Origin of the sequence: Streptomyces sp. NPDC007945 (assembly GCF_042958885.1) — a bacterium.
Taxonomy (GTDB): Bacteria; Actinomycetota; Actinomycetes; order Streptomycetales; family Streptomycetaceae; genus Streptomyces.
Window position 1 is genome coordinate 692858 of record NZ_JBIBJV010000002.1, and the last position, 23281, is coordinate 716138.

At 73.8% G+C, this 23281-nt stretch carries 22 protein-coding genes; 10 read left to right on the forward strand and 12 right to left on the reverse strand.

All coding sequences use genetic code 11. The annotated features are described in order from the left end of the window. Positions 1-2: 2 nt before the first annotated feature. The 6 genes from ACFZCF_RS08415 to ACFZCF_RS08440 are packed head-to-tail and all read right to left on the reverse strand — an operon-like array spanning position 3 to position 5184. The gene (locus ACFZCF_RS08415) at positions 3-1358 is read right to left on the reverse strand and encodes a CpaF family protein (RefSeq protein ID WP_388436977.1); all 1356 of its coding nucleotides are present in this window, start codon (positions 1356-1358) and stop codon (positions 3-5) included. After that, positions 1355-1936, reverse strand: coding sequence for a TadE/TadG family type IV pilus assembly protein (locus ACFZCF_RS08420; RefSeq protein ID WP_391285459.1), 582 nt, complete (start codon positions 1934-1936; stop codon positions 1355-1357). The genes ACFZCF_RS08415 and ACFZCF_RS08420 overlap by 4 nt, the downstream gene beginning before the upstream one ends. Beyond that, positions 1933-2304, reverse strand: a complete 372-nt coding sequence (locus tag ACFZCF_RS08425) for a TadE/TadG family type IV pilus assembly protein (RefSeq protein ID WP_391285461.1) — start codon at positions 2302-2304, stop codon at positions 1933-1935. The genes ACFZCF_RS08420 and ACFZCF_RS08425 overlap by 4 nt, the downstream gene beginning before the upstream one ends. A 3-nt stretch (positions 2305-2307) precedes the next feature. Beyond that, complete coding sequence (locus tag ACFZCF_RS08430) at positions 2308-3573, reverse strand: P-loop NTPase (RefSeq protein WP_391285462.1); 1266 nt, start codon at positions 3571-3573, stop codon at positions 2308-2310. 9 nt (positions 3574-3582) lie between these two features. Further along, positions 3583-4296: a Flp pilus assembly protein CpaB gene (gene cpaB / locus ACFZCF_RS08435; RefSeq protein ID WP_388436989.1), complete on the reverse strand. Its 714-nt coding sequence runs from the start codon at positions 4294-4296 to the stop codon at positions 3583-3585. 36 nt (positions 4297-4332) lie between these two features. Continuing rightward, positions 4333-5184, reverse strand: coding sequence for a hypothetical protein (locus ACFZCF_RS08440; RefSeq protein WP_391285463.1), 852 nt, complete (start codon positions 5182-5184; stop codon positions 4333-4335). A gap of 374 nt (positions 5185-5558) precedes the next feature. On the opposite strand from ACFZCF_RS08440, the gene ACFZCF_RS08445 reads away from it, so the two are divergent. Together ACFZCF_RS08445 and ACFZCF_RS08450 are read left to right on the forward strand one after the other, a co-directional pair. Next, on the forward strand, positions 5559-7280 hold the full coding sequence (locus tag ACFZCF_RS08445) for a chitinase (RefSeq protein WP_388436995.1): 1722 nt from the start codon (positions 5559-5561) through the stop codon (positions 7278-7280). A gap of 196 nt (positions 7281-7476) precedes the next feature. After that, positions 7477-8820 carry a M14 family metallopeptidase gene (locus ACFZCF_RS08450; RefSeq protein WP_388436998.1) on the forward strand — a complete coding sequence of 448 codons (1344 nt, stop codon included), beginning with the start codon at positions 7477-7479 and terminating at the stop codon, positions 8818-8820. 18 nt (positions 8821-8838) lie between these two features. Here ACFZCF_RS08450 and ACFZCF_RS08455 read toward each other — a convergent pair whose 3' ends face one another. The 4 genes from ACFZCF_RS08455 to ACFZCF_RS08470 are packed head-to-tail and all read right to left on the reverse strand — an operon-like array spanning position 8839 to position 11651. Next, positions 8839-9345 carry a hypothetical protein gene (locus ACFZCF_RS08455; RefSeq protein WP_391285466.1) on the reverse strand — a complete coding sequence of 169 codons (507 nt, stop codon included), beginning with the start codon at positions 9343-9345 and terminating at the stop codon, positions 8839-8841. A gap of 44 nt (positions 9346-9389) precedes the next feature. Continuing rightward, positions 9390-9800, reverse strand: a complete 411-nt coding sequence (locus ACFZCF_RS08460; RefSeq protein ID WP_388437004.1) for a RidA family protein — start codon at positions 9798-9800, stop codon at positions 9390-9392. Further along, a complete protein-coding gene (locus ACFZCF_RS08465; RefSeq protein WP_388437007.1) occupies positions 9793-10569 on the reverse strand; it encodes an IclR family transcriptional regulator in 777 nt (258 codons plus the stop codon). The genes ACFZCF_RS08460 and ACFZCF_RS08465 overlap by 8 nt, the downstream gene beginning before the upstream one ends. Beyond that, positions 10566-11651 carry a PfkB family carbohydrate kinase gene (locus ACFZCF_RS08470; protein ID WP_391285468.1) on the reverse strand — a complete coding sequence of 362 codons (1086 nt, stop codon included), beginning with the start codon at positions 11649-11651 and terminating at the stop codon, positions 10566-10568. Before ACFZCF_RS08470 ends, ACFZCF_RS08465 begins: the two co-directional genes overlap by 4 nt. Before the next feature lie 104 nt (positions 11652-11755). Between ACFZCF_RS08470 and ACFZCF_RS08475 the strand changes: the two genes are divergently transcribed. Both ACFZCF_RS08475 and ACFZCF_RS08480 read left to right on the forward strand, forming a co-directional pair. Beyond that, positions 11756-13024, forward strand: a complete 1269-nt coding sequence (locus ACFZCF_RS08475; protein ID WP_391285470.1) for an alanine racemase — start codon at positions 11756-11758, stop codon at positions 13022-13024. Positions 13025-13043: 19 nt separating this feature from the next. Further along, positions 13044-14657, forward strand: coding sequence for an amidohydrolase family protein (locus ACFZCF_RS08480; protein WP_391285472.1), 1614 nt, complete (start codon positions 13044-13046; stop codon positions 14655-14657). Here ACFZCF_RS08480 and mptB read toward each other — a convergent pair. Together mptB and ACFZCF_RS08490 are read right to left on the reverse strand one after the other, a co-directional pair. Further along, entirely contained in the window at positions 14645-16051 is a 1407-nt protein-coding gene (mptB, locus tag ACFZCF_RS08485) for a polyprenol phosphomannose-dependent alpha 1,6 mannosyltransferase MptB (protein WP_391285474.1), read from the reverse strand. The genes ACFZCF_RS08480 and mptB overlap by 13 nt on opposite strands. A 52-nt stretch (positions 16052-16103) precedes the next feature. Further along, the gene (locus ACFZCF_RS08490) at positions 16104-16559 is read right to left on the reverse strand and encodes a hypothetical protein (RefSeq protein WP_391285476.1); all 456 of its coding nucleotides are present in this window, start codon (positions 16557-16559) and stop codon (positions 16104-16106) included. A 120-nt stretch (positions 16560-16679) separates the two neighbouring features. On the opposite strand from ACFZCF_RS08490, the gene ACFZCF_RS08495 reads away from it, so the two are divergent. From ACFZCF_RS08495 to ACFZCF_RS08520, 6 genes are all read left to right on the forward strand, one after another. Continuing rightward, the gene (locus ACFZCF_RS08495; RefSeq protein ID WP_388437045.1) at positions 16680-17891 is read left to right on the forward strand and encodes a pyridoxal phosphate-dependent aminotransferase; all 1212 of its coding nucleotides are present in this window, start codon (positions 16680-16682) and stop codon (positions 17889-17891) included. 133 nt (positions 17892-18024) lie between these two features. Next, complete coding sequence (locus ACFZCF_RS08500) at positions 18025-18399, forward strand: hypothetical protein (RefSeq protein WP_388437048.1); 375 nt, start codon at positions 18025-18027, stop codon at positions 18397-18399. Positions 18400-18594: 195 nt separating this feature from the next. Beyond that, positions 18595-19722, forward strand: a complete 1128-nt coding sequence (locus tag ACFZCF_RS08505; protein ID WP_391285478.1) for a hypothetical protein — start codon at positions 18595-18597, stop codon at positions 19720-19722. Continuing rightward, entirely contained in the window at positions 19719-20975 is a 1257-nt protein-coding gene (locus ACFZCF_RS08510) for a toxic anion resistance protein (RefSeq protein WP_391285480.1), read from the forward strand. Before ACFZCF_RS08505 ends, ACFZCF_RS08510 begins: the two co-directional genes overlap by 4 nt. Continuing rightward, positions 20972-22570, forward strand: a complete 1599-nt coding sequence (locus ACFZCF_RS08515; protein ID WP_391285482.1) for a substrate-binding domain-containing protein — start codon at positions 20972-20974, stop codon at positions 22568-22570. Before ACFZCF_RS08510 ends, ACFZCF_RS08515 begins: the two co-directional genes overlap by 4 nt. Next, on the forward strand, positions 22557-23147 hold the full coding sequence (locus ACFZCF_RS08520) for a hypothetical protein (RefSeq protein WP_391285484.1): 591 nt from the start codon (positions 22557-22559) through the stop codon (positions 23145-23147). Before ACFZCF_RS08515 ends, ACFZCF_RS08520 begins: the two co-directional genes overlap by 14 nt. Positions 23148-23281: the final 134 nt, after the last annotated feature.

The following is a 23281-nucleotide window of genomic DNA, read 5'->3' on the forward strand; positions in this document are numbered from 1 at the left end:
TCCTAGGTCGCTTCCCGGACGGCGAGGGCGGCGTCGTCGGCGGCGACGCCGAAGGCGGGCGGGACGGGCTGGCCGGCCATGTAGAGGCGTTCGGCGACGCGGCGCGGGAGCGGGTGGTGGACGTAGTGGCCGTGGACGCGGCCGTCGGCGGCGAGGGGTTCGGCCCGGAAGTGGCAGACGGTGGCGAGGAGGAAGCGTTCGCGGCCGTGGGAGGCGAGGATCGCGATCTCGGTGACGCGGCGGGTGCCGTCGGGGTGGCGGGTGAGCTGGACGAGGACGTCGACGGCGCTGTTGATCTGGTCGCGCAGCGCCTCGAAGGGGACCTTGACCTCGGACATGGAGGCGAGGGTCTGGAGCCGCATCAGGGCGTCCTCGGCGGAGTTGGCGTGGACGGTGGCGAGGGAGCCGTCGTGGCCGGTGGACATGGCCTGGAGCATGTCGAGGGTCTCCCCGCCGCGGACCTCGCCGACGATGATCCGGTCGGGGCGCATGCGGAGCGAGTTGCGGACGAGGTCGCGGATGGTGACCTGGCCGCGGCCCTCGATGTTCGGGGGACGGGCTTCGAGGCGGATGACGTGGGACTGCTGGAGCTGGAGTTCGGCGGAGTCCTCGATGGTGATGATGCGTTCGCCCTCGGGGACGAGGCCGGAGAGGGCGTTGAGGAGGGTGGTCTTCCCGGTGCCGGTGGCGCCGGAGACGATGATGTTGAACTTCGCCTGGACCAGGCCGGAGAGGAGCATCAGCATCTGCTCGTCGAGGGAGCCGAGGCCGATCATCTCGTGGAGGGTGTAGGCGCGGGGGAAGCGGCGGATGGTGAGGGTGGCGCCGGTGAGGGAGAGCGGCGGGATGATGACGTTGACGCGCTCGCCGGAGGGCAGGCGGGCGTCGACCATGGGGTTGGACTCGTCGACGCGGCGGTTGACGGTGGAGACGATCCGCTCGATGGTCTGCATCAGCTGGTCGTGGGAGGCGAAGCGGAGCGGGAGGAGCTCCACGCGGCCGGCGCGCTCGATGTAGATCTGGTCGGGGCCGTTGACCATGATCTCGGTGATGGAGGCGTCTTCGAGGAGCGGTTCGAGGACGCCGAGGCCGAGGGCCTCGTCGACGACGCGGCGGATCAGCCGGCCGCGTTCGGCGGTGGAGAGGACGGGGCCCTCGCGGCTGATGATGTGGCCGAGGACGCGTTCGAGGCGGGCCCGGCGTTCGGCCGCCGCGAGCGCGGACATCTCGGTGAGGTCGATCTCCTCCAGGAGTTTCGCCCGGAAGGAGGCCACGAGGTGGCCGTCCTCCCGGTCCCCTCCGGGCCCGAGGGCACGCGGGTCGTCGCCGGTGTGGTGGATGCGGGCGCGCAGGCTCACGGGATCTCGTCCTCCTGCGGGGTGTCGGGCATGGTGGCGGACCTCTTGACCGGTTCGAAGGTCCAGAAGGGGACGACCTTGGGGACGCGCACGGTCACGGTGACGGTGACCTCGCCGTCGCCCTCGAACCGTTCCACGCCGGTCTCGATCCATCCGGAGACGGCCGCCGCTGCCGCCGCCTCGGGGCTGGGCGCGTCCTCCTCGTCGCTGGTCGCAGCCCGCGCGGCGGCCCGCGCCGCCGTCCCCGCCTGCTGCGCGGCGTACGCGGCGAGGCCGAGCTGGAGCCCGGCGAGCCCGACGAGGAGCAGGATGGGCAGGAAGCCGAGGTACTCGATGGCCGCCTGACCGCGGTCGCGGACCCGAGGACGGGATCCTGTACGGCTCCGAGGGCCGTCGTCCGGCCGCCGGGCACCGTCCCGCGGCGCACCGCCCCGGCCCCCGACGGCACCGGCCGCCCGGACGGTGCCCCCACGCCTCTCCGCACGTCTCCCCGGGTCACGCGCACCCGCCTCCTGGGCGGGGCCCGCACCCGGGCCGCCGGCGCCGCGCCGTACTTGCGGCCGTCCCGTACGCCTCATCGGTCCGCCTCCTCCCCCTCGTACACGGCGCCGGCCGTCGCCTTCACGCCGGGGAAGCCGCCGAAGCCGGGGAAGAGGATCGGGGTGTCGACGGAGACGGTGACGGTGACCATGCCGTTCGCCGGAAGGCCGCAGTGCACATCCCCCGCCCAGGCGCCGTCCAGGTGCCGGGACCCCGCAGGTTCGCAGTCGTCGCCCACCGCCGCGGCCCGCGCCGCCTCGTCCGCCGCGTTGGCGGCGAGGGTGTAGGAGTACCCGACGAGCACGACCTGCCACAGCAGGGCGAGGGTGAGCAGGATGACCGGAACCATGCCGGTGAACTCCACCGCCACCTGGCCCCGGTCACCGCGTCCCCGCTGCCCGTCCATGGCTCAGCGCCCTCCGCCGCGCCGCCGCAGCCCCAGCGAGCCGCGGTCGCCGGCGCGGGCGAGCTGCTTCCCGGGGGTGGCGGGCGCGTCGGCCGGGGGGCCGGTGAGGCCCAGTTCGGCGGCGAGGGTCCACAGGGCCTGCTTGACGGTGGAGCGGGCGTCGAGTTCGTGGAGGCGGCCGGCGTCGACGACGGCCTGGAGTTCCTTGTAGGCGGCGGGGACGGTGACGCCGGCGATGCGGGTGCCGGTGATCTTCTGCACCAGGGGTGGCTGGATCTCACTGCCGCGGGAGTGGCGGTTGACGACGGAGACGGTTTCCTCCGCCTTGCGGACCTGGAGCCGTTCCCACATGCGTACGGTCCGCTTGGCGGCGCGGACGGCGATGACGTCGGGGGTGGTGACGAGCAGGGCGGTGTCGGCCATCTCGACGGCGGCGGCGTTGGCGCTGTCGAGGCGGGCGCCGCAGTCGACGACGACGACGTCGTGGCGACCGCGCAGGGCGCTGACGATCTGGCGGGCGGCGCGGTCGGTGACCTCCTCGCCGCGTTCGCCCTCGGCGGGGGCGAGGAGGAGGGAGAGGCCGGTCTCGTGGACGTAGACGGCGTCCTGGAGGACGCGGGGCGAGATGTCGTTGATGGCGGCGAGGTCGGCGGCGGAGCGGCGGAACTGGACGTCGAGGTAGGAGGCGAGGTCGCCGCTCTGGAGGTCGAGGTCGAGGAGGGCGACGGTGCGGCCGGAGGCGCGGGCGGCGAGGGCGAGCTGGACGGCGGTGAGGGTGGTGCCGACGCCGCCCTTGGCGCCGCTGACGGTCACGACGGTGCCGCCGGGGCCCGCGAGGAGTTCGGCGGCGCCGCCGCCGAGGTGGCGGCGGAAGCCGGCGGACCACTGGGCGGCGGCCTGGACGCGGCCGGCCAGTTCCTCGTAGCCGAGCGGGAGGGAGACGAGGCCGCGGGCGCCGGAGTCCATGGCGGCGGAGAGGAGGCCGGGGCCGGAGTCGGCGGTGATGAGGACGACGCCGACGGCGGGGAAGCGGAGGGCGACCTCGCGGACGAGGTCGAGCGCGGGGACGGGGCCGATCCGCTCGTGGACGAGGACGACCTCCGGGAGCGCGTCGAGGGATTCGGCGGCGAGCCGGGCGAGGGCGTCGACGAGCTGGGTGGAGTCGGGGACGGGCGGGGCGGGTTCGGCGTCGGGGAGCTGGCCGAGGAGGGTGGCGACGGCCCGGGCGGCGTCGGGGTCACCGACGGCCGGCAGGATCCTGGTGGGCATGGCCGGGCCTCACTTGTCTTTGTCGAGCGTGTAGGTGCGGTCGCCCGGGGCGGGCCCGGCGGGGGCGCCGTCGGCCGAGGGGGCGACGAGGGCGAGGCGTACGTGCTCCGCGAAGGACTCGGCGTAGGCGACGCGCTGGGTGTCCTGGGCGGAGAGGGCGAAGGTGATGGGGACGGCCTCGGTGTCGCGGTTGACGCGGTTGCTCCTGGTGTCGATGGAGGTCAGCTTGCCGACGTCGATGACGCGGGCGGCGGCGACGAGGAGGCGGGACTGGTCGGGCTCGCCCTTCTTGTCGCCGGCGAAGGTGGCGTAGATGTTGACCGTGGCACCGGGGTTGATCTTGCCGGCGACGCCGGTGGCGGCGTCGATCATGATGGCGATCTCCTGCTCTCCGGGCTTCAGCGCGGGGCGGGCGACGATCATGTCCTTCTGGAGGAGCGAGCCGGCCTTGAGGGTGGTGACGGCGATCTTGCCGTCGACCTGGGCGAGGTCGGTGACGGCGGTGCCGGAGAGCCAGCGCTCCGGCATGGAGACCTTCTCGAAGTCGCCGGCCTTCAGGCGGACGTACGGCTTGATGTCGTTCTTGACCCGGTAGGCGGTGGTCTCCGGTCCGACCTTGGCGTTGACGTCGCTGATGACCGCGAGGACGCCGGCGAAGGCGCCGAGGGCGCACAGGACGGAGAGCAGCAGCAGGATGACGCCGCGGCGCTGGCGGGAGTTCATCGGGTTTCCTCGTTCATCGGGTCGCCGTTCATCGGGTCAGCGGCCCGCCTGGGCTGGCGCGGTGGGGCCGGCCAGGGGGGCCGCGCAGAAGCCGCAGCGGTCGCCGATGAGCTCCATGCCGCACCAGTGGCAGGTCTCGCGGCGGACCGAGGCGACGAGTCGGTGGAGGACGGGCAGGTCGGGGAGGTGGGCGGCGAACTCGGTGAGTTTGGGGGTGCCCCACCAGGCGGGCGAGGAGGCGGGGAGGGCGGTCTCCTCGACGGGGCCGGCGACGGCCCAGCGGGGGGCGAGGGCGGTGGTCGGCCATTCGGTGGCGAGCTGGCCGCGGGCGATCAGGAGGCGGGTGGCGAACTCGGGCCCGGTGAAGCCGGACTCGTCGGCGCCGACGCGGACGATGCGGGGGGTGGGTCCGGCGAGGACGGCGAAGTGGGCGCCGGGGAGCCAGCTCTTGAGGTGGGAGCCGAGGGTGACGGGGACGCGGTCGAGACGGGAGACGGAGCCGAGGACGGCGCCCGCGTAGATGTAGTGGGCGAGGAGCCGGGCGGCGGAGGCGAGGACTCCGGGGCTGAAGTCGCAGGTGGAGAGTTGCCGGAGCTGGCGGACGAGGACGGCGGCGCCGAGCGGCGGCAGGTCGGTCCTGACCAGCGCGATCCGGTCGCTCTCCAGGAGGCCGCGGACGGTGTGGAGGCGGTGGGCGACGGCGGGCGGCGCGGAGGTCGGGCAGACGACGAGGACGTGTCCGAACCGGTCGACGAGTCGCCGGAGTTCGGTGACGGAGTCGTCGAGGGTGCGGGCCGCGGGGTCGGCGAGCACGGCGGCGTTGGGGGTCGCGGGATCGGTGGGCGGCAGCACGAGGTCGGCGCCGGTGACCACGATCGCTGTCGGCACGTCGGACCCCCCGTCTTCGCGTACCCCCTTCCCCTCGGGGCGCACGTCATGACTGTTCTGCACCTTATCCACGGGGACCGGGGTGGTGAACACACAATCCATCAAGTCCCACCCCCCATTTCGACTGCCGGACCCGCGAGTTCCGGTTGTCAGAGGTCTTGACAACGCAATTGGTCTGGACCAACTTGGTGCGACGACGGCGGTGGCCACCTCCCGAGAACCCGATCCCCCGGATCCCTCCCCGATCACACCGAGCCCGCGATCACACCGACTCCGCGATCACGCCCGATCCCGCGATCCCCGATCGCGCCGCTCTCCTGATCCCTGTTCCCCCGATCCCCGATCCCCCCGATCTCCCCCACCGGAGGACGCACGTGGACCGCACCACCACCTCCCGGCCCGTCGGCCGCCGCCTGCTCGGCAGCGCCCTCGCGCTCGCCGTCGGGTCCGGCCTCGCCCTGGCCGGCGGCGTCGGCACCGCCTACGCCGCCGACGTCAACAACGCCAGGAACGCGGGCTTCGAGAACGGCCTCGCCAACTGGTCGTGTTCGGCCGGCAGCGGCACCGCCGTCGCCACCCCGACCCGCACCGGCGCCGGCGCCCTCAAGGCCACCCCCGCCGGTCTCGACAACGCCAAGTGCGTGCAGACCGTGGCCGTGAGACCCAACTCCACCTACGCGCTGAGCGCCTGGGTCCAGGGCGGCTACGCCTACCTCGGCGCGAGCGGCACCGGGACCGGCACCGGCACGGTCTCCACCTGGACGCCCGACTCCCCGTCCTGGAAGCAGCTGACCACCACCTTTACCACCGGCGCCTCGACCACCTCGGTCGAGATCTTCACCCACGGGTGGTACGGCACCGCCGCCTACCACGTGGACGACGTGAGCGTCTTCGGCCCCGACGGCGGCGGCACGCAGGACCCCGACCCGGTCGTCCCCGCCACCCCGGCCGGGCTCGCCGCCGGCACGCCGACCGCCAGCGCGGTCCCGCTGAGCTGGAACGCGGTCTCCGGCGCGACGGGCTACAAGGTCTACCGTGACGGCGTCCTCGCCGCGACCGTGACGGGCACCGCCACCACGGTCACCGGCCTCACCGCCGACACCGCGTACTCCTTCCAGGTCGCGGCCGCCAACGCGGCGGGCGAGTCCGCCAAGTCGGCCGCCGTGACCGCCCGTACGGCCAAGACCGGCGGGGGCGGCGGCGACAACCCGGCCGTCCCGAAGCACGCGGTCACCGGCTACTGGCAGAACTTCGACAACGGCGCCGCCAAGCAGAAGCTCCGCGACGTCCAGAACGCCTACGACATCATCGCCGTCTCCTTCGCGGACTCGACGGCCACGCCCGGCCAGATCGTCTTCAATCTCGACCCGGCCGTCGGCTACACCTCGGTCGCCGACTTCAAGGCCGACATCGCGGCCAAGAAGGCGGCCGGCAAGTCGGTGATCATCTCGGTCGGCGGCGAGAAGGGCAACGTCACGATCAACAGCGACGCCAGCGCCACCGCCTTCGCGAACAGCGCCTACGCGCTCTTCCAGGAGTACGGCTTCAACGGGATCGACATCGACCTCGAACACGGCATCAACTCCACGTACCTGACGAAGGCGCTGCGTCAGCTGTCCGCCCTCGCCGGGCCGAAGATGGTCCTGACGATGGCCCCGCAGACCATCGACATGCAGTCGACCGGCACCGAGTACTTCAAGACCGCGCTCGCCGTGAAGGACATCCTCACGGTGGTCAACACCCAGTACTACAACAGCGGTTCGATGCTCGGCTGCGACGGCAAGGTGTACAGCCAGGGTTCGGTGGACTTCCTCACCGCGCTCGCCTGCATCCAGATCCAGGGCGGCCTCGACCCGTCCCAGGTCGGCCTGGGCGTCCCCGCCTCCACGCGGGGCGCGGGCAGCGGCTACGTCGCCCCGTCGGTCGTGAACAGCGCGATCGACTGCCTGACCAAGCTGACCGGCTGCGGCACCTTCAAGCCCGCCCAGGCCTGGCCCACCCTGCGGGGCGCGATGACCTGGTCCACCAACTGGGACGCGACGGCCGGCAACGCCTGGTCGAACGCGGTCGGCCCGCACGTCCACGGCCTGCCGTAACCCGTCCAGCCCCTTCCTCCGAGGCGTCGCCGGCACTCCGGCGGCGCCTCGGCGCGTCTGCGGGCGGGGCCGCCTACCGTGGGCCGACCATGGCCGAACTCGCCCTCTTGACCCGTCCATGACACGGGGTCACGATGTGCCCCGGACACCCGCACCTGTTGTCGCACTCCCCCACACTCCCCACCCAGGAGACACCATGCGACGTCCCCGAAGCGGCAGAAGGTCCGCCACCCTCGCGGCCCTCGTGGCGCTCGCCCTCGCGGCGCCCCTCTCCGCCCTCTCCTCACCCGCCGGCGCCGACCCGGCCACGACCGCACGGACCGACCGGGACGTGATCCGGCAGTACGAGATCACCGGACCCGCCACCCCGGCCGCCCGCTCCGCGCTCACCGCCACCGGCGTCTCGATCGACGAGGTCGACGCCCGGTCGGTGGTGGTCAGCGCCGACGCGGGCGAGCTCGCCCGGCTCAGGGCCCTCGGCTACGAGCCGGTCGCCCTGCCCGGCCCGCCCGACCGGGGCGAGGCCGGCCGTTCCGCGCTCGGCCCGCTCGACTTCCCCTCCGCCGACGCGAAGTACCACAACCACGCCGAGATGACGGCGGAGATCGACCAGCGGCTCGCCGCGTACCCGTCGATCATGAGCAAGCGGGTCATCGGCAAGAGCTACCAGGGCCGCGACATCGTCGCCATCAAGATCAGCGACAACGTGGCCGCGGACGAGAACGAGCCGGAGGTCCTCTTCACCCACCACCAGCACGCCCGCGAGCACCTCACCGTCGAGATGGCGCTGTACCTGCTGCGCGAGCTGGGCGCCGGATACGGCTCCGACGCCCGCGTGACGAAGATGGTGAACGAGCGCGAGATCTGGATCGTGCCGGACCTCAACCCGGACGGCGGCGAGTACGACATCGCCTCCGGCTCCTACCGCAGCTGGCGCAAGAACCGGCAGCCCAACGCCGGCTCCTCGTACGTCGGCACCGACATGAACCGGAACTGGGACTACAAGTGGGGCTGCTGCGGCGGCTCCTCCGGCTCCAAGAGCTCGGAGACGTACCGGGGCGCCGCCCCCGAGTCCGCCCCCGAGGTGAAGGTCGTCGCCGACTTCGTCCGCTCCCGCGTGGTGGGCGGCAAGCAGCAGATCAAGGCCGGCGTCGACTTCCACACCTACAGCGAACTCGTCCTCTGGCCGTTCGGCTGGACCAACGCCGACACCGCCCCCGGCATGACCCAGGACGACCGCGACGCTTTCGCCACCGTCGGCGGCAAGATGGCCGCCAGCAACGGCTACACCGCCGAGCAGTCCAGCGACCTCTACATCACGGACGGCTCGATCGACGACTACCTGTGGGGCGTCCACAAGATCTTCGGGTACACCTTCGAGATGTACCCGACGTCGTCCTGGAACGGCGGCTTCTACCCGCCCGACGAGGTCATCGAGCGGGAGACGAGCCGCAACCGCGACGCCGTCCTCCAGCTCCTGGAGAACGCGGACTGCATGTACCGCTCCATCGGCAAGCAGGCGCAGTACTGCGCGAGCTGACCGCGAGCCGGCCGGGCGTCAGGACGTCTCGTCGAAGTAGGCGTCCAGGACCGCGTCCAGCTCGGTCTCCCAGCCCGCGATGTGCCCCCTGTCCGGCGCGATGAGCTCGATCGGGTACCAGCGCCGGTCAGGGGTGTGCACGGTGACGGTGAACCGCTTGCCGAAGCGGGCCTTCTCGCTCTCGACGGCGGCGATCTCGTCCCAGTGGAACTCGCACGCCTCCTCGTCGTAGCTCAGCCGCACGCCGCCGGCGTCGGCGACGATCCGCCCCCGCCGGTCGGCGGCCTCGAAGACGGGCCCGTCGGCGGGGACGGCCGCCGGAGCCGCGTCCTCGTCGACGCCGTCCGGGGCCGCGCCGTCCTCGACGGCGTCCGCGGCCTCGTCCGCGACCGTGTCCCGGGGCGCGTCCCCGGGCTCGGGCGCGTCGGCGGGGGGCGCCACGACCCCCGTGAGGCCGGGGACGAACGCCGGGTCGGCCGAAGCGGCGTGCAGGGGCTGCTGTATGGGTCCGTTGCTCTGCTCCACGGCGGCAGTATGGCCGACGCCGCTGTGAAGGGCCCATACAGGGGTCAGCCGAGGACGGCGAGCGCGTCGATCTCGATGAGGAGGCCCTTCGGCAGGCCGACGTAGACGGTGGTGCGGGCGGCCGGCGGGGCCTTGAGGTCCTGCTCCTCGAAGTACTGGTCGTACAGGGCGTTCATCTCGGCGAAGTGGTCCACGTCCGTGAGGTAGACGCGCATCATCATCACGTCGTCCCAGCTCGCACCGCCCTCCTCCAGGATCGCCTTGACGTTGGCGAAGGTCTGGAGGGTCTGCTCGCGCAGGGTCGGTCCGGCCGGCGTCGGCGGCTGTCCCGCGACGGCCGGGAGGAAGCCGACCTGGCCGGCGACCTGGAGGATGTTCCCCTTCCGCACGCCGTGCGAGAACGTCGCGGGCGGGGTGGTGTGGGTCGCGGGGGTGAGCGCGGTCTTCTCAGTCATCGTCGGTGGCCTCTGCTTCCTTCGGTGGGGTGGTTCCCGAGTAGTCGTGGCTGATCGCCTCCGCCGTGCGGCGCACGAGCGGCAGCAGGGCGAGGAGTTCCTCGGCCGTGACCACCACGTTGGGCGCGGAGACGGACATCGCGGCGACGACGCGCCCGTCGGCGCCGCGGACCGGGGCGGCGACGCAGTTGATGGACTCCTCGTGGCCGCCCAGGTCGGTGGCCCAGCCCTGGGCGCGCACGGCCGCCAGCTCCTGGAGGAAGGCGGCGGCGTCGGGGGTGGACCGGGGCGTGTAGCGGGGGTAGTCGAGCTTGGCGGCGAGGGCGCGGCGTTCGGGCTCGGGCAGGTCGGCGAGGAGGAGTTTGGCGACGGCGGCGACGGTGATCGCGACGGGCTTGCCGATCCGCGAGTACATGCGGACGGGGTAGCGGCTCTCGACCTTGTCGATGTAGAGCACCTCGCCGTCCTCGTGGACGGCGAGGTGGACGGTGTGGCCGGTGCGTTCGTTGAGCGCGACGAGGTGGGGGTGGGCGATCTCGCGCACGTCGAGGTTCTCGACGGCCTCCTGGGCGAGGGCGAAGAGACGGGCACCGAGGCGGTAGCGCTGGTCCTGCTGCCGGTAGACGAGGCCGTGCTCGTGGAGGGTGCGCAGGAGCCGCAGGGCGGTGGACTTGTGGACGCCGAGCCGGTCGGCGACCTGGCCGAGGTCGGCGGGGCCCTGGGCGAGCAGCGGCAGGATGCTGAGCGCGCGGTCGACGGTCTGGCTCATCGGGTACGTACCTCCTCGTCGGCCTCCGTGCCGGCGGTCGTCCACCCGGGGCCGAGGTGCAGTCTCCCCCAGGCGTCGTCGTCGAGTGCGGCGAGCCGGTCGGCGCGGGCGCGCCCGGGGGGCGGGGCGAGGTCCCCGGGGACGGTGAGCGCGGCGGCGGCGCCGAGGTGGCCGTGGCGCAGGCGGTCGCGCAGCGGGAGGCCGCGCAGGGTGGCGGAGAGGAACCCGGCGGCGAACGCGTCCCCGGCGCCGACGGCGGAGACGACGTCGACGCGCGGCGGTCGCTGCGCCGGGGCCGCGCCGTCGGCGTCGGCGTCCTCGGTGCGCGCGGGGGATCCGGGGCGCCGGTCGGCGGCGCGGGCGCCGTCCTCGCCGAGCTTGACGACGAGCGTCCGGGGCCGGTCGATGAGGTCGGCGACGTCCCGGAAGCCGTGCGCGCCCCACAGCGTCCGCGCCTCGTCGGCGCCCACGAAGACCACGTCCGCCCGGTTCGCGAGCTCCCGCAGCACCTCCGGCGCCTCGCCGTCCCGCCAGAGGGCGGGGCGGTGGTTGACGTCGAAGGAGATCAGCGGGCGGCCGGGGCGGGGTTCGGTCAGCTCGTACAGCAGGGCCCGGCAGCCGGGTGAGAGGGCCGCCGTGATGCCGGTGAGGTGGAGGATGCGGGTGTCGGCGACGGTGTCGTACGGGACGGTCTCCGGCGACATCGCCGAGGCGGCCGAGCCGGCCCGGTAGTAGACGACCTCGTGCGCGTCGGTGGAGCGGTCGGCGTCGGTGCGGAAGTAGACGCCGGTGGGCCGGTGCGGGTCGCGGCGGACGGCGGCGGTGTCGACTCCGTACGCCGTGATCGTGGAGAGCAGGTGGTCGCCGAAGCCGTCGGCGCCGACCCGGCCGACCCAGCGGGCGCGGTGTCCGGCGGCGGCGAGCGCGCAGGCGACGTTGGACTCGGCGCCGCCGACGGCGCGGGTGAAGGCGGGGACGTCGGCGAGTCGGCCCGGCCGGGTGGGCAGGAAGGTCACCATGGACTCGCCCACGCAGACGGCGTCCACGAGTGGTCCGGTCACGGTCACGCTCCTGCGGGTCATCCGGGTCCGGTCCATTGACCCGGCCTCGGCCCGGATGTTAGACAGCGGTGAGCGATATACGCAATGGACGTTGCACATGACGCAACGCCCTGGAGGAGGGATCCATGCCGACCGACCTGGCGGGCGAGCGCGTCGACCACCGCTTCAAGGGCCTCCCGCCGGACGCCGAGGGCCTCACGGTCGGCGAGCTGGCCGCCCAGCGCCGCTCCCTCTTCACCGGCGGCTTCACCACCCCGGTCCTCGCCCTCTCCGCCGAGTCGGTCGAACACAACCTCCGCGCCCTGGAGGCGTACGCCGAGCGCCACGGCCTGGCCTTCGCCCCGCACGGCAAGACCTCGATGGCGCCGGTCCTCTTCCACCGCCAGATCGAGCACGGCGCCTGGGGCATCACCGCCGCCGTCCCGCACCAGGTCCGGGTCTGCCGGGCGTACGGCGTCGACCGGGTCTTCCTCGCCAACGAGGTCGTCGACCCGGCGGCGCTGCGCTGGCTCTCCGCCGAGCTGGACGCCCACCCGGACTTCCGGCTGGTCTGCTACGTCGACTCGGTGCGGGGGGTCGGGCTGATGGACGCGGCGCTGCGCGCGGCCGGGGCCCGGCGCCCGCTGGACGTGGTGGTGGAGCTGGGCGCCGGCGAGGGGGCCCGCACCGGAGCCCGTACGGAGGCGGAGTGCGCGGCCGTCGCCGACGCGGTCGCCGCGACCGCCACCCTGCGGCTCGTCGGCGTCGCCGGCTACGAGGCCGAGGTGCCCGGCGCCGACGGGGAGTCGGTCCGCGCGTGGCTGCGCCGGCTCACCGGGCTCGCCGTCGCCTTCGACGAGGACGGCCGCTTCGACCCGGCCGCCGGTGAGATCGTGGTGAGCGCCGGCGGCAGCGCCTGGTTCGACGCGGTCGCCGACGTCTTCGCGGAGATCCCCGAACTCTCCCTCCCCGTCCTGAAGTTGCTGCGCTCCGGCGCGTACGTCTCGCACGACGACGGCCAGTACCGCGAGAAGACGCCGTTCAACCGGATCCCCGAGGAGGGCGCCCTCCAGCCGGCGTTCCGCCTCTGGTCGCAGGTGGTGTCGCGGCCGTCCGCCGGGCAGGCGTTCACCAACGCGGGCAAGCGGGACGCCGCGCACGACCTCCACCTGCCGGAGGCGCAGGTGGTGCGGGACGCCGTGACCGGCGAGCTCCGGCCCGCCGACGGGATCACCGTGACCGCCCTGTCCGACCAGCACGCCTGGCTGCGCACCGAGGACGGCGCGGCCGTGGAGGTCGGCGACTGGGTCGGGATGGGCCTGTCGCACCCGTGCACCTCCTTCGACAAGTGGCAGCTGATCCCGCTGGTCGAGGCGGACGGCACGGTCGTCGACTACGTCCGCACCTTCTTCTGAGCCGGGGCCGGTGACGGGGATGAGGGATCTGGTCCTGCGGGACGCCGAGGTCGTCGACGGTTCCGGCGCGCCCTCCTACCGGGCCGACGTGGCGGTCGAGGACGGCCGGATCGTCTCGATCGTGAAGGAGGCCGCGGCGGCCGGCTGCCAGCGGCCGACGGCCACCCGGATCGTCGACGCGGAGGGCCTGGTCCTGGCCCCCGGCTTCGTCGACATGCACGCCCACAGCGACCTCGCGCTGCTCCGCGACCCGGAGCACACCGCGAAGGCCGCGCAGGGCGTGACGCTCGAAGTCCTCGGCCAGGACGGGCTGTCGTACGCGCCGGTGGACGACCGCACCCGCGAGGAGGTGCGGCGGGCGATCGCCGGGTGGAACGGGGGCGGCCCGGACGACACCGCCGTGGACCTCGACTGGCGGACGGTCGGCGAGTACCTGGACCGGCTCGACTCCGCGCACGGCGGCGAGGGCATCGCGGTGAACGCCGCCTACCTCGTCCCGCAGGGCACCGTCCGGATGTACGCGATGGGCTGGGAGAACCGGCCCGCGACCGCCGCCGAACTCGACCGGATGCGGCGGCTCGTCGCCGAGGGCCTGGAGCAGGGCGCGGTCGGCATGTCCTCCGGCCTCACCTACACCCCCGGCATGTACGCCCCCGACGCCGAACTGACCGAGCTCTGCCGGGTGGTGGCCGCGTACGGCGGCTACTACTGCCCCCACCACCGCAGTTACGGGGCGGGAGCGCTGCGCGCGTACGAGGAGATGATCGCGCTGTCCCGGGAGGCGGGCTGCGCCCTCCACCTCGCGCACGCCACGCTGAACTTCGCCGGGAACGAGGGCCGCGCCCCCGAGCTCCTCGCCCTCCTCGACCGGGCCCTCGACGCGGGCGCCGACCTCAGCCTCGACACGTACCCGTACACCGCCGGCTGCACGACGCTGCTCGCGCTGCTCCCCTCGTGGGCGCAGGAGGGCGGCCCGGAGGCGGTCTTGGCGCGCCTCGCGGACGGGGCGGCGGCGGAGCGGATCCGGTACGACCTGGAGGTGACCGGTTCGGACGGCTGCCACGGGGTGCCGGTCGACTGGCGGACGGTGGAGGTCTCGGGCGTCACGGACCCGGCGCTCGCGGACCGGGTGGGCCGGCGGCTCACCACCTGGGAGGAGGCGCGGGCGCTGCTCCTCGGCGACCGGCTCGGCACGACGGTCCTCCAGCACGTGGGCCACGAGGAGAACGTGCGGGCGATCATGCGCCACCGGGTCCACACGGGCGGTTCGGACGGCATCCTCCAGGGCGCGAAGCCGCACCCCCGCGCCTACGGCACCTTCCCCGAGTACCTGGGGCGCTACGTGCGCGAGGAGGGCGTCCTGTCCCTGGAGGAGTGCGTGGCCCATCTGACCTCGCGCCCGGCGGCCCGGCTCGGGCTGCCGGACCGGGGCCTCGTCAAGGAGGGGTACGTGGCGGACCTGGTGCTCTTCGACCCGGTGACGGTCGCGGCGGGCGCCACCTACGAGGCCCCCCGCACCCTCCCCGTCGGCATCCCGCACGTCCTGGTCGCCGGCCGCTTCGTCATCGAGGACGGCCGGCGGACGGACGCCCTCGCGGGGCGCGCGATCCGCCGGACGGCCTACCCGGCCTGAGCGGGCGCGCCGGGCTCCGCCGCGGTCCCGGCGCCGGCGGGCCAGCGGTCGCGCCGGAGCCACAGCAGGCCCAGGGCGAGAACGAGCCCCGCCGCGACGAAGCCGTACCAGGGGGTGTGGCCGGAGGGCTGCGTCTCGTACACGAGGGCCGCCGAGAGGACGGCGAGGACCTGCCCACCCCGGCTGTGCCACGCCGCGGCCGCGACGGCGGCCGTGCCCCATAGCAGGTACCAGGGCTGCACCATCGGGGAGAGGGCGACCAGCGCGACGAGCCCGTACCCGAGTCCGAGGACGGGATCGATCCGCCCACGGTACGCCCGCCACGCGAGGGCCGCGACGACCGCGGCGGCGGCGAGCAGCCCCAGCTTCTGCACGACCGCCTTGACGGGCTCGGGGTCGTCGGCGACCAGCGTGCCGAGCGCCAGGCCGAGGTCGCTGGTGAGCGAGAGCGGGGTGTGGATGGCCCCGGCGACGGACTGGGTCCCCAGCCAGCCGAAGCCGGTCCCGGAGACGAGGCTCGCCCCGGCGGCCACCGCGCCGGCGACGGCCGGCGGAAGCAGCAGCCCCTTGACGAGCCCGCCGCGCCGGGCGACGACCACGGCGACGAAGAGGAGCGCGACGGCCGCCGGCGACTTCACCATCACGGCGCAGCCGACGAGCACGCTGCCGAGGACCCACCGGCCGCGCACGGCGAGCAGCACCCCGCCGAGCATCAGCCCGATCATGAGCCCGTCGTTGTGGGCCCCGCCGACGACGTGGATCAGGTAGAGCGGGTTGAGCACGGCCAGCCACAGGGCCCCGTCCCCGCGCCCGAAGCCGCGCACCGCCCAGACGGTCAGGGCGAGCGCGCCGACGGCGACGAGCCGCAGCAGCAGGACGGCGGGGACGACGGCCCCGCCGGTCAGCTTCACCACGCCCTCCGCGAGGAGCAGGAAGACGGGCCCGTACGGCGCCGGGGTGTCGGTCCAGTTCCCGCCGACGCTCGCGGCCGCGTCGGCCCCGAGCTGTCCCGGCCCGAGCACGGAGGGCCCGGCGCCGTAGACGTCGTACCCCTCCAGGACCATCGCGCCCTGCGCGATGTAGCTGTAGACGTCGGCGCTGTGCAGCGGCGGGGCGGCCAGCAGCGGGGCGGCCCACGCGGCGAGCGTGACCGGCACCCGGTCCCGGACGCCTCGGGCGAGCAGCACGCCGTACCGCCACCAGGCCGCGACGAGCAGGGTCAGCCCGACCGCCGCGACGACGGCCCCGACGGTCTCGACGGCGCCTTCCCGCGGCGCCCACAGGGCTCCGCCGCCGACCACGGGCAGCGCCCCGGCCGCGTACCCGCCGACGGCCACGGCGAGCGACCCGCCCGCACCCAGCCACCGACACCCGGAAGCACTCACGACCCACATGAGCTGCAAACCTACCGCCCCCGCGGTGGGCCGACGCCCCGCCGGGGGCGTCTCAGCGCCGTCCCCTGCCGTTGCCCCGCCCCCGGCCCGGCTTGCCGGTCGCCACGGCGGCGCCGGGCGTCGCGGTCGGCGTCCCGGCCTCCGCCGACGGCGCCGCCGCGGCGGACGACCCGGCGGAGGCGGTGGCGGACGTCCCGGGCTCCGCCGACGCCACGGGGCTCTCCGGCCGGCTCGCGACGCGGCTCGCCGCCGGCGAGGACGAGGCCGACGGGGTCGGAGCCGTGCCGCCGCTCCGGTCCGGGTCCGGCTGGATCAGCGCGGGCAGCCCGCCGCCGCCGCCGTCGGCGTCCCGTTCGGCCGGACGCTTCGCCCCGCCGCCGGTCAGCGCCACCGCGCCGAGGCCGAGCACCGCGGCCCCGCCGACGGCGACCAGCCACAGCGCCCCGCGCCCGCGCCGGGCGGAGGCGTGCCGGCGGCGCGCGGGTCTCTCAGGGTCCTCGAAGCTCATGGCCCGGCATTCTAGGGAGGGCGGTGATCACCCGGAGCGGGCACGTCGCCGCCCGACGAGTCCGCCCGACGTGTCCGAGAACACCACGCGCCCCGCCCCCACCCGCCGTAAGCTCTCGTCATGCAGGTGATCCAGTCCACGAAGCTCGCCAACGTCTGTTACGAAATCCGGGGCCCGGTGCTCGAAGAGGCGATGCGGCTCGAAGCCGCGGGTCATCGCATCCTCAAGCTCAACACCGGAAACCCGGCCGCCTTCGGCTTCGAGTGCCCGCCCGCGATCCTGGAGGACGTCCTCCGGAACCTGTCCGAGGCGCACGGCTACGGCGACGCGAAGGGCCTGCTGGCCGCCCGCCGCGCGGTGATGAGCCACTACGAGACCAAGGGCATCCACCTCTCCGTCGAGGACATCTACCTCGGCAACGGCGTCTCCGAGCTGATCCAGATGGCGATGCAGGCGCTGCTCGACGACGGCGACGAGGTGCTGGTCCCGGCCCCCGACTACCCGCTGTGGACGGCGTCCGTCTCCCTGGCGGGCGGTACGGCGGTGCACTACCGCTGCGACGAGCAGGCGGACTGGATGCCGGACCTCGCCGACATCGAGCGGAAGATCACCGACCGCACCAAGGCGATCGTGATCATCAACCCGAACAACCCCACGGGCGCCGTCTACGACGACGAGATGCTCCGCGCGCTGACCGACCTGGCCCGCCGCCACGACCTCGTGGTCTGCTCGGACGAGATCTACGACAAGATCCTCTACGACGGCGCCACCCACACCCCGACCGCCGCGATCGCCCCCGACCTGCTCTGCCTCACCTTCAACGGCATGAGCAAGAACTACCGGGTGGCCGGTTTCCGCTCCGGCTGGCTCGCGGTCTGCGGCCCGAAGCACCACGCCTCCTCGTACATCGAGGGGCTGACGATCCTCGCGAACATGCGGCTGTGCGCGAACATGCCGGCCCAGCACGCGGTGGCCGCCGCCCTCCAGGGACGGCAGTCGATCGAGGACCTGGTGCTGCCGGGCGGACGGCTCCTGGAGCAGCGGAACACCGCGTACGAGCTGCTGACCTCGATCCCGGGCGTGACCTGCGTGAAGCCGAAGGGGGCCCTGTACCTCTTCCCGCGGCTCGACCCGAACGTCTACAAGGTCAAGGACGACCGGCAGATGGTCCTGGACCTGCTGCGGGCCGAGAAGATCATGGTGGTGCACGGGACGGGCTTCAACTGGCACGAGCCCGACCACTTCCGGATCGTCACGCTGCCGTCGGTCGCGGACCTCACGGACGCGGTGACGCGGATCGGCCGCTTCCTGGACGGCTACAGCCAGCACTGAACCGGCCGTCGTGGCCCGGAGGGGCCCGCCGCGCGGCGCCCCCTTTCCTTGACCCACCCTTGAATCGGACCAAAATCAACTTTAGACGAGATCTAAGGTAGGCTGGTCTCCGAGCAGTGAGGAGGCCGTCCCCATGTACGAACCGATCCGCACCAAGTCGGTCCACACGACGGCCGGCGAGTCCGGCACCATCCCGCACCGTTCCCGCGAGGAGGAGCTCGACATCCAGCTCGCCGGCCACCTCGCCGCCCTGCTCGCGGTCACCGACGAGCTCGGTGACGGCGAGGGCGGCGAGCAGATCGCCCGCCAGGTGGCCCGGCTCCGCGGCGCACCCCCCGCCCGGCACGCCGCCCTGAGCGGCGCCTCCCGCGAGGCGCTCCACCGCAAGGCCCACGCCCTCGCCGGCCGGGCCCTGCTCGTCGCCGCGTCCCGCGCCGACACCTCCGCCGCCATCCTCGCGGCCACCCGCATGGACACCCACACCGCGGCCCTCACCGCCGCCCCCTAGTCGGCCCCGGGCCGCGCGGCACGAACCGCCCGGCCCGGGAGCCATCCACCCCGGGTCCACGCCCACCCGTACCACCACACCCCACCCCGCCCCACACCCCCGCGGTGCTCCCCCGGACGCCATCCGGCGGTCACCCCTCCGGTTCCCATCCGGGATCGCCCCTTCACCCGCCGTCCACCCGACTCCCTCCGGAATGTGGGTTTCCGCGAGCACTCTGCCCGCGTGAGACGCATTCTCGGAATCGTCCTTGCCGTCCTGCTCCTCGGCGGCGTGGCCGTCGTCCTCGTGACGGGCGGCGAAAAGGACAAGGGCACGGCAACGAAGACCGTGCGAGGAGTCATCGGCTCGGAGAAGAGCGAGTTCTTCTCCGACCCCGACGTCGTGAAGGCCCTGTCCGCCAAGGGCCTCACCGTGAGCACCGAGACCTCCGGGTCCTGGGACATGGAGCAACTCCCCCTCCAGGGGTACGACTTCGCGTTCCCGTCCTCGAAGGGACCGGCCGACGAGCTGCGCGCCAAGGCCCCCGACAAGGCCGCCGCCGCGCCGCTGCGCCCGTTCTACTCGCCCCTGGTGGTGGTCGCGCACAGCAACGCCGCCCGGGTCCTCGCCGGCAACGGCCTGGCCACCCTCGGCGCCCGCGGCACCAGCGGCATCCTGAGGATGGACGCCTACCTGGCCGCCGTCCGCGCCGACCGGGGCTGGCGCCAGCTCAAGGGCGCCGACAAGCACGCCGAGCTGAGCGGGACGCTCTTCATCACCTCCACCGACCCGGTGGCCTCCAACTCCGGCGCCCTCTACCTCGCCGCCGCGAGCTACGTCGCCGACGGCGGCCGGGTCGCCGACGGCAAGGAGGCCGTCACCCGCACCGCCCCGCTCCTCCGCAAGCTCACCCAGGTGCAGGGCGCCCAGCAGACCAGCTCCGACGCCCCCTTCCGGGACTTCGTGAGCGGCGTCGGCAACCCCCTCGTCCTCGTGTACGAGTCCCAGGTCGCCGCCCAGCTCCTCGCCGGCCGGCCCATGGGCGACCTCGTCGTGCTCTACCCGGACACCACGGTGAACAGCGACCACACCCTCGTACCGCTCACCGAGGGCGGCAAGGAGCTGGGCCGGCTGCTCGCCGAGGACCCGGAGCTGCGCCGGCTCGCCGTCCGGCACGGCTTCCGGCCGCAGGGCGCCGCGGCCGAGTTCACCGAGGCCACCAACGCCTACGGCGAATACCTCAACCAGACACTCACCGGAGTCCGCCAGGCGCCCGTGCCCACCGGCGCGGTGCTGCGCGACATGGCGCGGCGGGCCCGTGACCAGGGGGGCAGCACCGCATGACCGGACCGAACGACCCGCGCGCCTCCGACGGACCCCGCAACCCCTACGCGGGCCCCCCCGAGGCCACCTTCCTGCTGACCCCGCCCGAGCAGGACGCCCCGCTCGTCCTCACCCCGCCCGCCCCGGCTCCCGCGATCCGCGCCGAGCAGGCCACCGGCCTGGTGCCGCTCGACGACTCGGTGCGCGCCGAGACGGCCCGGCGGGCCGAGGAGTACGTCGGCTCCCTCACCGGACTCGACCCGCGCTCCCCGGAGTTCGCGGCCCGCATCGGCGAGATCGCGGCGCTCGGCTCCGGCGAGATGCGGGCCGCCGCCCAGCAGTCGAACCGGATGCTGGACCGCACGGTCCGCTCCCTCGGCCGGGGCGGCGGCGACGCCTCCGCCCGCGTCGGCTCCTCGCTCGTCGAGCTCCGTCGCACCGTCGAGGACCTCGACCCCAGGGACACCCCCGGCAAGGGCCTCAAGGGCCTCCTCGCCAAGCTGCCCGGCGGCAACCGGTTCCGCGACCACGTCGCCCGGTACGCCTCCTCGCAGGCGACGCTCCACCGCATCGTCGGCGCGCTCCGAAGCGGCCAGGACGAGCTGCGGCGCGACAACGCCGCCCTGCAGACCGAACGGACCCGGCTCTGGGAGACCATGGGCAAGCTCCAGGAGTTCGCCGTCCTCACCGAGGCCCTCGACGCGGCCGTCGCACAGCGGATCGCGGCCACCCCCGACCCGGCCCAGGCGGACGCGCTCCGCGCCGACGTCCTCTTCCCCGTCCGCCAGAAGCACCAGGACCTGCTCACCCAGCTCGCCGTCTGCGCCCAGGGGTACCTCGCCATGGACGTGGTCAGGCGGAACAACGACGAACTGATCAAGGGCGTGGACCGGGCCGCGACGACGACCCTGTCGGCACTGCGCATCGCGGTCATGCTCGCCTCCGCCCTGGAGAACCAGCGCAAGGTCACCGAGCAGGTGAACGTGCTCCGCTCGACCACCGAGGACCTCATCCGCGGCAACGCCGAAATGCTCTCCACCCAGGCCGGCGAGATCCAGCGGATCGCCGCCGACCCGGCGGTCGGCGCCGAGACCCTGCGCGCCGCCTTCCAGCAGATCTACCGCACGCTCGACGCCATCGACACGTACAAGGTCCAGGCGACCGAGGCGATGGCGGCGACCGTCTCCTCCCTCACGGGCGAACTCCGGGAAGCGAGCGCGCACCTGGACCGAAGCCGCCGCACGAGCGCGCTGGAAGGCGGGCCCTCGGCATGAGCCCCCGCGTCCTCCCCCGCCTCCTGACGGGCCTCGCGCTCACCCTGCTCCTCACGGCCACCGCCGGCTCGTGCGGCACGATCGACAACTCGGTCGGCGGCACCGGCGAGCAGCGCGACAGGACCGACACCACGGCCGCCGGGCCCGGCACCCTCCGCGTCCTCGCCTCCTCCGAACTGTCCGACATGGCACCGGTCCTGGAGGACGCCCGCAAGGCCACCGGCGTCACCGTCCGCGCCACCTACACCGGCACCCTCGACGCCGTCGAGCAGATCGCCTCGGGCCGGGCCGAGAAGGAGTACGACGCCGTCTGGCTCTCCTCCAACGACTACCTGCGGCTGCGCCCGGACACCGCCGGACGGATCACCAACGAGACCCCGGTGATGACCTCCCCGGTGGCGCTCGGCGTCCGCCCCGAGGCCGTCGCCCGGCTCGGCTGGGACCCGGCGAAGGTCACCTGGTCCCAGCTCCACCAGGCCGTCGCCGCCGGCAGGCTCACGTACGGCATGACCGACCCCAAGCGCTCCCACTCCGGTTTCTCCGCGCTGGTCTCGGTCGCCTCCGGGCTCTCCGGAGCCCAGTCCGCGCTGAGCGACGGCGACGTGGCGAAGGCGACCCCGAAGCTCCGCGAGTTCTTCACCGGCCAGAAGCTGACCTCCGGCTCCTCCGGCTGGCTCGCCACCGCCTACGGCCGCCGCACCGACGTCGACGCGCTGGTCAACTACGAGTCGGTGCTGCTCTCCACACCCGGCTCGCTCACGGTGATCCGCCCCGCCGACGGCGTCGTCACCGCCGACTACCCGCTCACCCTGCTCACCGCCGCCCCCGCCGCCGCCAAGGAGTCGGCCCAGCGGCTCACCACCTACCTCCGCACCCCGGAGGCACAGCGCCGGATCACCGAGACCACCCTGCGCCGCCCGGTCGTCGCCGGTGTCGACCCGGCGCCCCGGCTCGACCGCGGCCTGCGGCGCGAACTGCCGTTCCCCGGCAGCCGCTCGGTCGCGGACGGGCTGCTCGACGCGTACGACAACACGCTGCGCCGGCCCTCCCGCACGGTCTACGTCCTGGACACCTCGGGCTCGATGAGCGGCGAGCGGCTGACCCGCCTCAAGGAGGCGATCGCCGAGCTCACCGAGGACTTCCGGGACCGCGAGGAGGTCACCCTGATGCCCTTCGGCTCCGCGGTGAAGGGCGCCGAGGTACGCACGTACACGGTCGACCCGGCGGACCCGGCGAAGGCCAGGGACGCGATCCGCGCCGACGCCGGACGGCTGTCCGCCTCCGGCGGCACCGCGATCTACTCCAGCCTGAGCGAGGCCTACCGCAGCCTGGGCGCCGCTCCCCGCGACACCTTCACCTCGGTCGTGCTCATGACGGACGGGGAGAACACCGACGGGATGAAGGCCGCCGACTTCGACGCCTTCTTCCGGGAGCTGCCCGCCGAGCAGCGGCACACCCCGGTCTTCCCGGTCCTCTTCGGCGACTCCGACCGGAGCGAGCTCGACCACATCGCGGAGCTGACCGGCGGCAAGCTCTTCGACGCGACGACGGGCTCCCTGGAGGGCGCCTTCGAGGAGATCCGTGGCTACCAGTGACCGGGTGCTCCGGTACGCGGAGTCCCGCAAGAACCTGACGGGCTGCCTGTGCGGCCTGGCCGGACTCGGCATCGGTCTCACCGGCGCCGCCGGCGGCCTGTGGCCGCTGGTGGTGCTCGGCCTGTACGGCGCGGGCGCGCTGATCGCCCCGCCGGAGCGGCCGGACGCCCCGGCCTTCCCGAGCGCCGACGAGCAGCTGGAGTCGCTGCGCGCGGACCACGCCACCCTGCGGGAGTACCTCGCCGAGGTGGAGCTGCCGGAGGAGTCCCGGAAGCGGCTCGACGAGCTGGACGCGCTCTTCGAGGCGCTGCTCGAACCGGGGTGGGTCGACGACCCGGAGCATCTGCACGTGCTGGCCCGCGCGGTCCGCCAGGACGTGCCGGAGGCGGTCGACGCCTTCGTCCGCACCCGCTGGTGGACCCGGGTGAACCCGGGTTCCGAGCCTCCCGAGCGTCATCTGGAGCGGCAGCTGGCCGCCCTGCGCGAGGAGGCCGGCCGGATCGCCGCGGCCCTCCAGGAGGCGGAGGAGCTCCGTCAGCGGGCGCACACCCGCTACCTGGAGGACCGGGGTGACTGATCCCCGCACGGGGAGATGCGCCGGCCCCGGAGCCTGAGGGGGCTCCGGGGCCGGATGCGTCGTGATGGACCGTCGTGACCCCACTGGTCAGGGCGGTATGTCGGGGCAGCCCACCACGAGTCTCGATACTGCTA